Here is a 13,298-nt window from a genome sequence, read left to right as displayed (position 1 = left end):
TCACGCTCCCCGTCGCCGCAGCGCGCGCCACGCCGACGCGAGCGCCGGGTCGCGGTCGGTGAGCGCCGACTCGACGTGCCGCCGGGCGAACCGCCCGAGCCCGTCGCCCCACGCCGTGAGCCGGGGGACCGGCGTCCGCGCCCGGTGCAGGCGCACCTCGATCTCGGCGAGGTCCACCCGGTCGTCCCGGTCGGGACCGGCGTCGAGCCAGTGGCCGGTGAGCTCCCGGCGTACGGCGTCGGTGGCCGCGGCCAGCACCTCGGCGCGCGACCGCGCCGGCCGCGCGGTGAGCGCCCCGGCCACGCTCGCGCACACCCGGTCGGTCAGGGGGTCGCCGGCGTCCATCCGGCCGAGGACGCGGGCCATCTCCGGCTCGGTCCCCGCCCGCAGCGCCTCGCGGTGCGCCAGCACGATCCGGGCCGGACCGGCCAGCTCGGGCAGCCGGTCGCGGATCAGCTCGGCGAGGCGTACGGTCTCCGCCGCGTCGAGCGGCGCGGATTCGAAGACCCGCCGTGGCAGGTCCCGGAGCACGGCGAACCGGGCCATCGACGGCCCGAGCCGCTCGACGAGGCGTTCGCACTCGCCGGGCGAGGGCGGAGCGTCCCACAGCGCGCCGAGCAGCTCCTCGATCTCCGGCAGCCCGTACGGCTCCAGCTCGATCAGGCGGGTGGTGGCCTCGTGCCGGTCGGCGCGCGCGGACAGGATCAGCCCGCCGGTACGAGGCGCGCGGGTCCAGTCGCGCTCGCCGAGGGCCGCGCGGGCGTCCGGCGTGAGCATCGCCCGGCGGGTGCCGGACTCGGCGCGTTCGAGACCCGACAGGACGCCGCCGACCAGAGCGGCACGCCAGACGCCGGGCGTCGCGCGTACGGCGGCGGCGATGTCGCCCGCGCCGCGCCGCGCGCACGCCGCGGCGGTCGCGGTCACGTCATCGCCGGTGATCCGGCCGCCGACCTGGTCGGCGAGCCGGACGACGTCGGCCAGCGCGTCCAGCCCCGGCGCTTCGGCGAGCGCGGCGCGGAAGCGCGCGGGCAGGCCGTCGCGGAGCCGGAGCACGGGCAGGCGTTCGCGCAGCGACGGATCGGCCAGGGCCAGCAGCACGCAACGCTCGGCGATCTCCGGCGCCACGTGTGCGAGCGCGGCGGCGAGCTCGAACCCGAGAGTCGGCAGGGCCGGCGCCAGCGCCGGCCACAGCCAGGACGGCGCCCCGCCGCACCGGACGAGCGCGGCGGCGGCCGACTCTTCGGCGGCGGACACCGACGTCTCTCCGCGGCAGAGCGCGAGCAGCGTCGTCGCCCCGTCGGCCGACGCGAGCACGGGGAGGCCACCGGCCGGGAAGCCGCGCGGCGGCTCCACCACGCCCACCGGTGCGGTGGCGGCCCGCTCGCCGGCCGGCGAGGTCCCGGCTCGGAGCCGTCCGGTCAGGTCCACGCCCGGCGAGGCGACGTCGTCCGCTTCCCCCGCACCGGACATCAGCAGCTCGCCGACGGCGTCGATGCCGTCCAGGTCGCCCGTACGCCAGCAGTCCGCGATCACCCGGGAGAAGCGGCCGGGGCGTTCGCCGTCGCCGGGCACGGGCTCGCCGAGACGGAAGCCCCCGCGCGGCCACGCCTCCGGCACCGTGCCCACGACCAGCTGCGGCGCCGACTCCGGGTCGGCGGTGTAGGTGATGAACGACAGGTGGGCGGCCAGCGCCGCCGGCAGGGAGTAGGACACCAGCGCGATCCAGCGCGCGACGAGCCCCGCGTCATCGGCGACCAGCACGACCCGCCCGTGCCCGCCGGCCAGGGCGGCCGTCACCGCGTCGAGCAGGGCGGCCAGCCGGTCGTGGGCGTCCTCACGCCGCAGCCAGGCGACGAGGGAGTCGGGGTCGAAGGCCGTGCCGGGGACCAGGTCCGGTGCCGCCTCGGGCGGGCCGTCCCACACCGGCGACTCCCACAGCTCGATCGGCCGCAGCCCCTCCAGCTCGTGCGGTGCCGCCACCACGGCGTGCCCGGAGAAGTTGCCGTACCGGCCCGAGTAGTCGCGGCCGGTGTAGCGGCACCGCGCCAGCACCGCGTGGTCGCCCTCCCGCCCGTACGCGAAGGCGACCGGGAGGGCGGCGAGCTCCTCCGGCGCGGGCGCGGACGGCGCGGACGGCGGCGGCCGGTAGCTCATGTACGGCGTGACGGCGCGGACGACGTCCGGCGGCGTGCCCGGAGTCGTGGCGACGAACTGGAAACCGGATCTGCCGGTCGGTCCGGACTCCACCGAGGTGTACCGCAGGTCCCAGGCCATCAGCGGGCCCCGTCGAGCATCCCGAACCGGTGCAACAGCCAGAGCAGCGGGTCCTCGACCCGGTAGGGCCGGATGCCGCCCGTGCCCACCGCGCCCTCGCGGGGGACGCCGCCGAGCGCCGAGACGCCGAACAGGCCGTACTCGGCGTACTCATGGCTCAGGTAGCGGTCCAGCGCACCGGCCTGCCAGTCGTACAGCAGCGCGCGTACCTGCTCGTGCACCGCCTCGCGGTCGTTCAGGTCGAGCGCGGCCGTCGCGGTGCGGTTCCGGTGGAGCGCGCCGTCGAGCGGCAGTGCGTCGATCTTGGTGAGGGCGACCGCGGCCGGTACGGGCAGGCGCCGGCCGTGGGGGAGGTCGCGCCCGGTGTGCAGCAGCTCGGTGACCCGGGCGATGACGTTGATCGGCTCGGCGTCGGGGTCGCCGCCGCCCGCCTTCAGCTCCAGCGGGTCGACCAGGAAGATGATCGCGTCGGCCGCCGCGAGGTAGCGCAGGTGCAGGTCGGCCACGTCGCGGCTGCGGAGGTCCTCGCCGGCCGTGTCGAACAGCACCAGGGTCAGCGACATGTCCTGCTGCCGCAGGCGCCGCCGGCGGGTGCGGGTGAGCAGGTAGACGAGCGGGTCGCGCGGGGTGGTCACCGCGCTCGCCGTGGCGGGCAGCAGCCGCCGGTCGCCGAACAGCGGGCGGTGGAAGTCACGCTTGTAGCGTTCGATGGTGCGGTCGTCGCAGGCCACGAGCGCGGTGCCCAGCTCGGCCCCGATGCGGTGCGACAGCTCGTGCAGCAGCACGGCGATGTAGGTGCTCTTGCCGGAGTTCTTCGCCCCGACGAGCGCGACGATCTTTCCGGGCGTCTCGCAGTACGCCCCGGGCAGCGGGTTGTGGCACTCGGGACAGACACGGCGGGCGGTGTCCTGCCCGCACTCGGGACAGGCCGCCCGGCGTGGCAGCCCGCGCCCGAGCCGCCGCGCCGCCGGCGGCGGGTCGAAGACCGGCGGCAGCGAGGCGGACGCGGCCGAGCCGGTGTAGGCGGCGAGCTTCTCGTCCAGCCGCGGCGCACAGCCGGGACCGCGTCCGGGACTGCCGGCGCAGCGGAACCCGATCCGTTCGCGCGCCAGCCGGGCGAAGCAGTACGGACACGTGATCGACGGCATCAGCGCACCCCCACCCGTGTCGGGTGTGCGGGCGCGGCCGGAGGAGCGGAGCGGGAACGGGACGGCATCAACCCACCTTCAGGCGGCGGACCGGAGGGTCGCGGAGTTCGACCGCGGGATCTTCGGCGAAGCAGCGGAGCCAGTACGGGCGGCTCAGCCGCGGCAGCCCGGCCGACAGGCGTGCCGGGACCTCGACGTCGTCCCAGCTCATCACCGTCTCCCCATCCGCCGGACGCTGCGGCATCGGACCCGAACGGGCGACCAGCACCAGCCGCCGCAGCCGGGCCGGCGCCGCGGCGGTGAGCGTCACGACCAGCGGGCCGCGCAGATGGGACCGCCGCAGGTCGTACCCGACGATCGTGCGGCCGGGCACCACGGTGCGGACCGGTACGCCGGTGACGCGGCGGCCGTACGCCGTCGCGGCGGCGGCGACCTCGATGGTCACCGCCTCGCCGCCCGGCGAGGGGAGACGGACGCCGCCGTGGGCGTCGTACCCGGCGCGGCCGACCGGCAGGCGTCGCTCCTCGCCGTCGCCGCAGCGCCAGCGGACCTCGGCCTCGGTGACGTCCGCCGGCCAGTCGAAGCCCAAGATGATCATCTCGCCGCGGCGTTCGGCGATCAGCTCGCGCGGCGGCGTGAGGTTCACGTGCTCGCGGTGAGCGCCGATCGTCGCGACGTCGCCGCTCACCGACACGGCGAGGAGGACGCCGGGGCCGGTGTGCAGCGCCACGCCGCCCGGGACCGGCGCGGTGCGCAGGACGCGTCCGGCGCGGTGCACCTCCTCGACGGCGAGCGTCGTGCCGGCCGGCCACGGCGGCGGGCCGGGCATCGCGACCATCTCCACCTGACCGTGCCGCGGCTCGTCATAGGTGACGACGAGGTGCCCGGCGGGGTCCTGCTCGACGTTGAGGTCGCCGACCGGGTCGGGCCGGGCGGCGGGCGTCGCCGCGACGTGCACGCCGGGGGTGATGGTCTCGTGGCCGTCGGCGCTGAGATAGGCGGCGGCGACCCGGTAGTGGTAGGTGGTGCCGTTGATCACCGTCTCGTCGCGGAAGCCGTTCCGCTCGGCCGGGACGGGCGTGCCGTCGCGGGTGACCAGCACGCGGACCGCCTCGGGCGGCGCGGTGAAGCGCCCGGCGACCACGCCGTCGGCGGCCCGGACGAACACGTCGGCGGGCTCGGGGCGTACGTGCAGCGGACCGGCCACGGCGGGCGCCGACGCCGCCGTGCCGCGCACCGCGAACGCGGCATAGAAGAGAGGTGCGTTGAGCGGCGGCGCCGGGTCGCGGGCGAAGCCGCCGCCGGAGGGCAGCGTCTCGCCGTCACCGGGGTGCCGGGGGACACGGCCGAGGCAGCGGGTGACGACGTAGCCGATCTCGCCGACCCGCGACGGGCTCGGCGGCCACGACAGCGTGACCTCGGCGCCCTCGACCACCGCCTCCAGCCGCCCGGGCGCGCGCGGCGGCAGCCCGGCCTGCAGGTCGGCGGCGCCCGGCAGGTCGCCGACGAGCCGCAGCGCGTCGGCGAGCCGCAGCCACGCCTCGTCCGGATCGGTGAGGACGAGGGCGGCGGCCTCCTGGCGCAGGGCCGTCGCGGAGGAGATGCGGCGCCGCGCCTCGGCGGCCAGCAGCTCCGCGTCGCCGGTCAGCTCGGCCGGCCCGGCCACCGACGCCAGCTCGGCTGCGGCGTGGATCTCCCCGGCGTCGATGAGGTCCCGCAGCCGCGCGGCCAGGCCGCCGGCCACGCCGCCCTCCCGGATGACCGAGAACACGAGCCGCCGCGCGTCGTCCACGTCCACGCCCAGGCCGTCGGTGGCGAACCGGAGCAGCGCGCCCTCGGAGGCGCGCTGCTGGTGCCGCTCGCGCAGCCGCGCCACCACGTCGTACAGGACGAGCTCGGCGACGGCGTCGTGTTCGTCAGTCCCGCTCGCCGCGTGTTCGCTGGTCGCGCTCGCCTCCTCACTCGCTCCGCGGGCGGCTCGTTCCTCACCGCCCACTCCGCTCGCTCGTCGGCTCGCCGCGTGTTCGCTGGTCGCGCTCGCCTCCTCACTCGCTACGCGGGCGGCTCGTTCCTCACCGCCCACTCCGCTCGCTCGTCGGCTCGCCGCTCCGGCCCGCTTGAGCGCCACGAGTACGGTGTCGGCGTTGGTGCGGTTGCCGTCGTGCGGGCGGCGGCTCCACTGCTCGCTCACGCGCCGGATGGCCGGCCGCAGGTCCGGCACCGGACCGAGGACCCGGCCGGCCCGCGCCTCACCGGTGACGAACTCGCGCAGGTGGCGCATGCCGAGGGCGTCGAGCGCGTCGCGGGCGCGCGGATAGCCGGCGTACGGGGGCGCGGCGGGCAGCACGTCGGGCTCGCGGATCTCGATGCCGGCCTCGCGGGCCAGCTCGGCCGCCTCGCCGCCGATCTCGCGCAGGTCGCCGGGGGCGAGCGTCTTCATCTCCCCGGCGGCGTCGAGCAGCCGCGTGCGCAACTCGGCACGGCGCCGGCCGGCCCGGTCGGCGGTCGTGGTGAGCTCGGCGCGCAGGGGCGCCAGGTCGCCGAGCGCGGCCCGCTCGAACAGCGGCGCGAGCCTCAGATGGTCGCCCTCGAGACGGTCGATGAGCCGGCGGAAGCGCAACTGCCCGCGTGACTTGCGCCAGCACATCCGCACCCGCTTGACGCTCTCGGCCACCTCTCGGCAGTTGAGCGGCTCGACCAGGGCATAACGGACACGCAGGTCGTCGGGCGGCTGGTTGCCGGCCGCCCTGGCGGGCTCCAGCACCTCTCGGACATAGCGCTGCTCGTCAAAGACCATGTGAGCCGGGTCACAGTCTCTCAGTCGACGCGTACGTGGGCCAGGTCGGTACGGGACTCCTGTACCTCGTCTTCGGACATTCCGCCGACGCGTACGTCGAGCGTGAGCTCCTCGGCCGTCTCCTTCTCGACCGCGGTGACGTGCAGCAGCCCGGAGGTGTCGAGGGCGAACGTCACCTCGATCGGATAGCCCGCCGGTTTTCCGGGCGGGATCTTCAGCTCGCCGTCCGCGATCGGGTTGTTGTGCGCGACCTCGGTCGACTCGGCGCTGCCCGCCTGCTCCACCACGATGATCTTGACGATCGTCTGGTCCTCGTCGACGGTGCCGAACTCACGGGACTTGCCGCGGGGCAGCGCGTCGTTGGCGTGGACGAGGTGGACGACGTGCTCCTGCGCGGTCACCGGGTCCAGCGCGATCACCCCGAAGGCGCGCGAGGCGACCGTCGTGATCTGCCGGGACGCCATGCGCTCCTGCTCGGCCTCGGACAGGCCGGCGCGCGAGGCCAGGTCGAGCGCCTTCTCGGTCTCGCCCTTGGCCAGCAGCTGGCGGTAGGTCTCCTCGAAGGCGTACAGCGCCGCGCCCTTGGCCACCGCGAGGTCGGGGTCCTGCAGCTTCGGCTTGAGCGACAGCTCGTTGGCCAGGCGCTGCGGCACCGCGGGCATCTTGGTGGAGCCGCCGACGAGCACCAGGTCGTCGTAGTCCTTGACGCCCTTTTCGGCGGCGGTCGCCAGCGTGCGCCCGGTGATCTCGATGGTGCGGTCGAGCAGGTCCTTGGTGATCTCCTCGAACTTGTCCCGCGTCAGCTCCACCGTGGCGACCCTGCCCTCGTGCATGACGCGCACGACGTGCCGGGTGCGCAGCGACAGGGCCTTCTTCGCCTCCTCGGCGTCGTGCCGGAGCTGCTGCTCGGTGTGCGGGTCCTCCAGCGGGTCGCTCACGTCGGGGTGCTCTTCGGCGAAGCGCTCGGCGAGGTGCTCGACGACACGCGCGTCCCAGTCGGCACCGCCCAGCTCGTGGTCGCCGTCGGTGCACACGACCCCGATGTCGCCGTCACGCAACGTGATGACCGTGGTGTCGAAGGTGCCGCCGCCGAGGTCGTAGACCAGGATCGTGCGGTCCTGGTCGGGGTTGAGCACGCCGTAGGTGATCGCGGCCGCGACCGGCTCGGAGATGATGTCGATGACGTTGAGCCCGGCGATGTGGCCGGCCTTGCGGGTCGCGTCGCGCTCGGCCGCGCCGAAGTAGGCGGGCACGGTGATGACGACGTCGTCGGCGTCCTCGCCGGTGGTGGCCTTCGCGTCGGCGACCAGCTTGCGCAGGATGAAGGCCGAGATCTCCTCGGGTGAGTGGTCGCGCCCGTGCAGCTCGCGCGTGACGTCGTGGCCCATGTCCCGCTTGATCAGGCTCACCACCAGATCGGGGGAGAGCACGGCGGTGTCCTTCGCCGGAGCGCCGACCACGACGTTGTCGGCGGACTCGAAGTAGACGACGGACGGCGTCGTGTCGGTGCCCTCCATGTTGCGCAGAACGGTGGGACGGCCGACGTCGCCGATGCGTGCGATGCAGGAATGGGTCGTGCCCAGATCGATTCCGTAGACAGCCATGTCAATCCCCTCCGACCGGGTCGGCCGCCGTTCGGGCGACGATCACCTCGGCCCGTCGTACGACCTTTTCACCGCGGACGAAGCCGGCGCGCTGGACCGTCGCGACGGTGCCGTCCAGCTCGGCGTCGCCCACATCGCACGTGCCGGCAGGGCGGTGCCGTGCCGGATCGAACGGCTCGCCCTCGTGCACGGGCATGCGCTCGACCCCCGTCCGCGCGATGATCTCGGCCAGCTCGTCGGCGATCGCCGCCAGGAGCTTGGGTGTGTGTGCTGGGTCCGCGCTCTCCCGCTCCGACTCGCGCCGGACCAGGTCATAGAGGCGGTAGAGCGATGTGCGCACCGGCTCGAAGGCGGCCTGCAGCTCGTTGTGCCGCAGCCGGCCGTTCTCCTCGTGCAGCCGGTCGATGACGCGCTCACGGTGTGCGGCCCGGTCGTGCTCACGGCCCGCCGCCTTCGCGAGGTCGGCCAGCACACTGTGTATCTGCGCGAGAGATGCCGCGATCGCCCCGTCGGCGGAGGCCGGCGGGGGCGTGGTCCCGTCTTTGGGGGAAGAGGGGTCTTCGGGCATTGGATCTCGCACCATAACTCTGAGTGAGCGAACTCGCCAGTCCCATTGTGTCCATGCCCGGATGCGGACACCAGCCTTATCGGCACTTCACTTGGCTCTGGCGAAGACCCTTGTCGGCGAGCCTTGACCCCGTGTTGACTTCCAAACCGCGCCCGAATATGACAAAAGGGTATTGATCGGGCGCGCATCCACCGGGAGATGTTTCACAGGCCCCGCCCGTACGGCGGGCCGGTGGAAAGGCGCGTACGGCGGGCCTGTGAAACAGCTCCTATCGCAGGGCGGCGCCCGGCTGGCGCTGGCGCTCGGCCATGACCTCCAGCACGTGCTCCACCAACGTGATCAGCACCTGCTTGCCGGACTCCCGCTTGCGCACGTCGCACAGGATGACCGGGATCTTGGGGTCCAGGTCCAGCGCCGCCCGGATCTCCTCGGTGTCGTACCGGACGGCGCCGTCGAAGCAGTTGACCCCGATGATGAACGGGAGCCGGCGGCGCTCGAAGTAGTCGATCGAGGGGAAGCTGTCGGCGAGACGCCGGGTGTCGGCGAGCACGACCGCGCCGAGCGCGCCCAGGGCGAGCTCGTCCCACATGAACCAGAACCGGTCCTGGCCGGGCGTGCCGAACAGGTACAGGACCAGACCGTCGCGGATGGTGATGCGGCCGAAGTCCATCGCCACGGTCGTCGTGGTCTTGCGCTCGACGCCGGAGACGTCGTCGACGCCGACGCTGCGGTCGGTCAGCTGCTCTTCGGTCCGCAGCGGCCGGATCTCGCTGACCGCGCCGACCATGCTGGTCTTGCCCACACCGAATCCGCCCGCCACCAGGATCTTCACGGCGAGCGGCATGGCAGCGCCCCGCGAGGGGTCAGAGCGCTTGGAGTCCATTCAGCACTTCCTTCAAAAGCCGTTCATTGGGGAGACGATTGTCCGGCTCGGGCCGTCGGACGGCGATCAGCCCGTGGTCCAGTAGGTCACCGAGCAGCACCCGGACAACGCCGAGGGGAAGTTTCATCCTCGCCGATATCTCGGCCACGGAAAGCGGCCGGACGCACATCTCGAGGATCGCGATGTGCTCCGGCCCGGCTCCCGCGGGTGCGAATTGCGAGGTGGCGGCCGTCGCGATGATGGCGATCAGCTCGAAGCCCTCTCGGGACGAGCGTGTACGGCCCCTCGTCAGTGCGTACGGCCGGACGACCGGCCCGGCCTCGTCGTCGAGCCATTCGCTCATTCAACCGCCCCGCCCGCAGGCCGCGCGCGGGGGAACCGGGCCGGTCGCGTCCCGGGGCCCGCGTCTGCCTCTCGGATCGATGGCCCGGCGTCGCCGTGCCGTTACCGCCGTTTCGATGTGATCGCTCATCCGACGTCACGATTCCACGGCCGAGCGGGGGAGCGTGGACATGTGCTGGCCCACCCGCTTGACGAGCATCGCCATCTCGTACGCGATCATGCCCACGTCCGCGTCGGAGCCGGCGAGTACGGCGAGACACGCGCCGGACCCGGCGGCGGTGACGAACAGGAAGGCATGGTCCATCTCGACGATGGTCTGGCGCACGGCGCCACCGCCGAACTGCCGTCCGGCGCTGCGCGCCAGACTCTGGAAGCTGGCCGCGACCGCCGACAGATGCTCGGCGTTCTCACGCGTCAGACCCGTCGACGCTCCGACGAGCAGACCGTCACTGGACAGGACGACCGCCTGGTGCACCTGGGCGACCTGGTTGACGAGATTGTCCAGCAGCCAGTTGAGTTCCCCCGCAGAACCCGCTGACATCAGATGTCCTCCTCTTCGTGGCCGGTGGCGGTGTCTTCGGCGTCCGAGCGACCGCGCAGCCAGCCCTTCTGGATGGAGCTCAGCATGGTGCGGAGCTCCTCGGGCGAACGTTCTTCGCTCGCGGCTTCACTGACCGGTTCGACCTCTTCCCGCAGCTGCGGCGCCAGGCTCGCCTGGCGCACGCGCCGCGGCAGCGCGGGCTTGCCGGAACCGCTCTGCGCGTCGGCCGATGGGGCGGCCGTTGGCGGTTCGTCCCGGGCCGGGCTCGACGGCTCGGCCGGGTCGGCCGGTGGCTCGTCCGCGGGCTCGAACAGCGAACGGCGCTGCCCGGCCGCGGGGTCCGGAGTGCCCGGCTCGTTGTGGCGTCGCGGCAGCGGCGGCCGCCCGCCGGTGTCCTCGGTCGTCGACGGGACGTTCCACCGGCCGGTGTCGGAGCCGCCGCCGTATCCGCTGTCAGCGGATCCGTGGCCACCGCCGTCACCGGGCCCGTAGCCACCGCCGAACGAGGAGGAGTCCGGGTGACCGGAGTCGAAGGCGTTCGTCTCGTACGGCGCCGTGCCGTGGCCGGTCCCGCGCGGGTCCGTGTCGTACGGGTCCGCCGGCCCGGTGTCGAAGTGGTTCGCGGCCGTGCCGAACGAGGAGGTGCCGAACGATCCGGTGTCCTGCGGCGCCGGGTGCGATCCGTTGCTCGACCCGCTGAAGGAGGCGGGCGTGCCGTTGTGACGCTGCGGCAGCGGAGGGCGTTCGCCCCCGCCGGTCAGCTGGATCGGACCGGTCTCCGGGCCGCTGCCCCGGTCGCCGAAGGACGGCGGGCCGATGGCGCCGATGGGCACCAGTGCGTCCTCACCGCGGCGGGTCACCGCGAGCGGGCTGCCGGACTCCAGCTCGCCCTGCTCGCCGCTGCGCACCACGATGCCGTCGGGCAGCAGCACGATCGCGGTCGTCCCGCCGTACGGCGACGTGCGGAGCGTGACCTGGATCGAGTGCCGCTGGGCGAGCCGGCCGACGACGAACAGGCCGAGCTGCGCGCTGTTGGACAGGTCGAAGTCCGGCGGCCGGGCCAGCTTCTCGTTGGCCTCCGCCAGCGCCGCCGGGTCCATGCTCAGGCCTCGGTCCTCCACCTCGATCGCGAAGCCGTGCGCGACGATCTGCCCGGTGACCTGCACGGTCGTGTCGGGCGGTGAGTAGAGCGTGGCGTTCTCGATCAGCTCGGCGAGCAGGTGGATGAGGTCGGCGACGGCCGTTCCGGCGATGGACACCTGCGGCATCGTCGTGACGGTGACGCGCGCGTAGTCCTCCACCTCGGCCGCGGCGGCGCGGGCGACGTCGACCGCCGGCACCGGGTTGCGCCAGCCTCGGCCGGGCGCCTGGCCGGAGAGGATGATCAGGCCTTCCGCGTGACGGCGCATGCGGGTGGCGAGGTGGTCCAGGCGGAACAGGTCGTCCAGCTCGTCCGGCTCGGCGACCCGGCGTTCCATCGTGTCCAGCAGGCTGAGCTGGCGGTGCAGGAGCGCCTGGTTGCGGCGCGCCAGGTTCAAGAAGACGTCGCTGATGCTGCGGCGCAGCGCGGCCTCCTCGACCGCGCCCTGGATGGCGGTGCGCCGTGCGGCGTTGAATGCCTGGCCCACCTGGTCGATCTCACGGGTGCTGAACGACAGCGGCGGCGCCTCGGCGGCCACGTCGACGTCTTCACCGCGGCGCAGCCGGCGGATGACGCCGGGCAGCCGCTCGTTGGCGAGGTCGAGGGCGGCGCGCCGCAGCCCGGTCAGCTCGCGGATGACCGAGCGGCCGACCCACAGCGACAGGATCAGCGAGGCGATGACCGCGACGAGACCGAGCGCCCCGGCGAGGGCGACGCGCAGGATGATGCCGTTCGCGATCGGCTTGGCGCGGTCGTTCGCGGCCGAGGTCGCGACCAGCTCCAGGCCGCGGAACCGGGTGAGGACCGACGACACGGTCGTCTTCCACTGCACCGGCGTCTCGGCGGTGATCTGCGGGTTGGGCGGCGTGTTGTTCATGCCCTGCATGCCGCCCATGGTCTTCGGCGCGGACGTGGGCATGTGGTCGGTGAAGCGGTTCTCCAGCGACTCGAGCCGGGCGTACTCGGGGGTCGAGATGATCCGCTGGTAGAGGGCGCGGTCGTCGGAGCGCAGGTCGGGCAGCAGGTCGTTGTAGAGGTTGTGCTGGGTGCCGACGAGCTTGGTGAACTGCACGTGCTCGGCGAAGGTGAGCCGGCCCGCCGCGAGCGCGCCGGACAGCAGCGCGTCCTCCTGCGACAGCACCTCCCGGGCGCGGGCCAGCGCGACCTCGGTGCCGGAGTCCTTGGTCACCCCCGGGTCGCTCAGGGTCGCGAGCGAGGCCTGCAGCTGGTTGATGGTGGAGACGACGCTGGTGTAGCGGGTGAAGACCTGCGCGCGGCTGGTGGAGCGGGTGTCGACCTGCCGGCGCCGGGCCGGCAGGTCGTCCAGGGATCCCAGGATCTCCTTGGTCCACTCACGCGACTGCGCGCTGATCACATTCTGGGCGCTCTTGTCGACGGCCAGCCGGCGGAACTGCTCCGCCTGCCGGTCCGTGACGAGCCGCGCGGACTCCATCGCCGCCCGGTCGCCGTCCGACTTGCTGCCGAGATAGACCATCGACAGCCGTCGTTCCGTCTCCAGGGCGCTCCCCAGCGCGCCGGAGGGATATCCGAGGTGGTCCTGGATGGTGTTCACATGGCGCAGGTTCAATCCGTCGCCCAGCGTGATGCTCGCCGCGAACGCCCACAGGGTGCTCAACGACACCAAAGGCACGATCAACAGCAAGATGATCTTGAAGCGGACTGAACGGAAAACGCGGCCGGCCTGGAACCGGGGCGGCCGCTGACTGGCATCTGATCCCACTCGACGGTCCTTAGATTGCACCGCGACAGGCTCGACTTTCAGTTAGACGGAGGGGACACCGATGACGGAGGGGCACCCGAGCGAACGCGCAGGACTCTACTACGCACGGGTCTGAAGCCCGACCATGTCCGTAAATATGTCCCTAACGAGCGCTTGCCACCTGGGGCGAAACAGTGGGTCAGCAGCTCAGATAATGCCTGGTGGAACGGCATCTGACGGGTTCGCGCGCTGCGGTCCGGCCGAGACATAAATATCGGAC

General features: G+C 73.2%; 9 protein-coding genes. All 9 read right to left on the bottom strand.

Annotated features, from left to right (window positions below):
• Positions 1–2,274: a GAP1-N2 domain-containing protein gene (locus OG417_RS36615; protein ID WP_329238879.1), complete on the bottom strand. Its 2,274-nt coding sequence runs from the start codon at positions 2,272–2,274 to the stop codon at positions 1–3.
• Positions 2,274–3,422 (bottom strand): TRAFAC clade GTPase domain-containing protein, encoded by a 1,149-nt coding sequence (locus tag OG417_RS36610; RefSeq protein ID WP_329238876.1) that lies wholly within the window; start codon positions 3,420–3,422, stop codon positions 2,274–2,276. Before OG417_RS36610 ends, OG417_RS36615 begins: the two co-directional genes overlap by 1 nt.
• Before the next feature lie 67 nt (positions 3,423–3,489).
• Complete coding sequence (locus OG417_RS36605; protein ID WP_329238873.1) at positions 3,490–6,219, bottom strand: hypothetical protein; 2,730 nt, start codon at positions 6,217–6,219, stop codon at positions 3,490–3,492.
• Between the two features lie 20 nt (positions 6,220–6,239).
• A complete protein-coding gene (locus OG417_RS36600; RefSeq protein WP_329238871.1) occupies positions 6,240–7,823 on the bottom strand; it encodes an Hsp70 family protein in 1,584 nt (527 codons plus the stop codon).
• 1 nt (position 7,824) lies between these two features.
• The gene (locus tag OG417_RS36595; RefSeq protein ID WP_329238868.1) at positions 7,825–8,391 is read right to left on the bottom strand and encodes a nucleotide exchange factor GrpE; all 567 of its coding nucleotides are present in this window, start codon (positions 8,389–8,391) and stop codon (positions 7,825–7,827) included.
• A gap of 268 nt (positions 8,392–8,659) precedes the next feature.
• Positions 8,660–9,274, bottom strand: a complete 615-nt coding sequence (locus OG417_RS36590; RefSeq protein WP_285632744.1) for a GTP-binding protein — start codon at positions 9,272–9,274, stop codon at positions 8,660–8,662.
• Positions 9,255–9,617 carry a DUF742 domain-containing protein gene (locus tag OG417_RS36585; protein ID WP_329238865.1) on the bottom strand — a complete coding sequence of 121 codons (363 nt, stop codon included), beginning with the start codon at positions 9,615–9,617 and terminating at the stop codon, positions 9,255–9,257. Before OG417_RS36585 ends, OG417_RS36590 begins: the two co-directional genes overlap by 20 nt.
• A 135-nt stretch (positions 9,618–9,752) precedes the next feature.
• On the bottom strand, positions 9,753–10,157 hold the full coding sequence (locus OG417_RS36580; RefSeq protein WP_285632749.1) for a roadblock/LC7 domain-containing protein: 405 nt from the start codon (positions 10,155–10,157) through the stop codon (positions 9,753–9,755).
• On the bottom strand, positions 10,157–12,940 hold the full coding sequence (locus OG417_RS36575; protein WP_329238862.1) for a sensor histidine kinase: 2,784 nt from the start codon (positions 12,938–12,940) through the stop codon (positions 10,157–10,159). The genes OG417_RS36580 and OG417_RS36575 overlap by 1 nt, the downstream gene beginning before the upstream one ends.
• Between the last annotated feature and the right edge of the window lie 358 nt (positions 12,941–13,298).

It is taken from the genome of Actinoallomurus sp. NBC_01490 (assembly GCF_036227085.1).
Classification (GTDB): Bacteria; Actinomycetota; Actinomycetes; order Streptosporangiales; family Streptosporangiaceae; genus Actinoallomurus; species Actinoallomurus oryzae.
Note: the sequence above shows the minus strand (reverse complement) of the source record. Positions and strands in the feature narration are given on the sequence as shown.

Coding starts and splice junctions, on each gene's coding strand:
- OG417_RS36615 (WP_329238879.1), bottom strand. CDS start 2,274: ATGGCCTGGGACCTGCGGTACACCTCGGTGGAGTCCGGACCGACCGGC.
- OG417_RS36610 (WP_329238876.1), bottom strand. CDS start 3,422: ATGCCGTCGATCACGTGTCCGTACTGCTTCGCCCGGCTGGCGCGCGAA.
- OG417_RS36605 (WP_329238873.1), bottom strand. CDS start 6,219: ATGGTCTTTGACGAGCAGCGCTATGTCCGAGAGGTGCTGGAGCCCGCC.
- OG417_RS36600 (WP_329238871.1), bottom strand. CDS start 7,823: ATGGCTGTCTACGGAATCGATCTGGGCACGACCCATTCCTGCATCGCA.
- OG417_RS36595 (WP_329238868.1), bottom strand. CDS start 8,391: ATGCCCGAAGACCCCTCTTCCCCCAAAGACGGGACCACGCCCCCGCCG.
- OG417_RS36590 (WP_285632744.1), bottom strand. CDS start 9,274: ATGGACTCCAAGCGCTCTGACCCCTCGCGGGGCGCTGCCATGCCGCTC.
- OG417_RS36585 (WP_329238865.1), bottom strand. CDS start 9,617: ATGAGCGAATGGCTCGACGACGAGGCCGGGCCGGTCGTCCGGCCGTAC.
- OG417_RS36580 (WP_285632749.1), bottom strand. CDS start 10,157: ATGTCAGCGGGTTCTGCGGGGGAACTCAACTGGCTGCTGGACAATCTC.